This window comes from Streptomyces sp. SID12501 (genome assembly GCF_010550245.1).
Lineage (GTDB): Bacteria > Actinomycetota > Actinomycetes > Streptomycetales > Streptomycetaceae > Streptomyces.
The window spans coordinates 1-393 of the sequence record NZ_JAAGLU010001007.1; the positions used below are offsets into that span (position 1 = coordinate 1).

Consider the following 393-nt stretch of genomic DNA (forward strand, 5'->3'; position numbering starts at 1 on the left):
TGCCCGACCTGCCGGGCATCGACGTGCTGCGCCGCGTCCGCCAGACGCACCCGCACGTGCCGGTGCTGTTCCTCACGGCCCGCGACGCCGTCGAGGACCGCGTCGCGGGGCTCACCGCGGGCGGCGACGACTACGTGACGAAGCCGTTCAGCCTCGAGGAGGTCGTGGCGCGCGTGCGGGGCCTGCTGCGCCGCGCGGGCGCGGTCGCGCCGTCGGAGGAGTCCGTGCTCGTGGTCGGCGACCTCCGCATGGACGAGGACAGCCAGGAGGTGTGGCGCGGCGACGACGAGATCCGCCTCACGGCGACCGAGTTCGAGCTGCTGCGGTACTTCATGCGCAACCCGCGCCGCGTGCTGAGCAAGCCGCAGATCCTCGACCGCGTGTGGCAGTACG

General features: G+C 73.5%; 1 protein-coding gene. It reads left to right on the top strand.

The features are described 5' to 3' along the window. Window positions 1-393 (top strand): response regulator transcription factor (locus G3I71_RS49565; protein ID WP_164325553.1); only part of this gene is annotated, 393 nt, incomplete at both ends.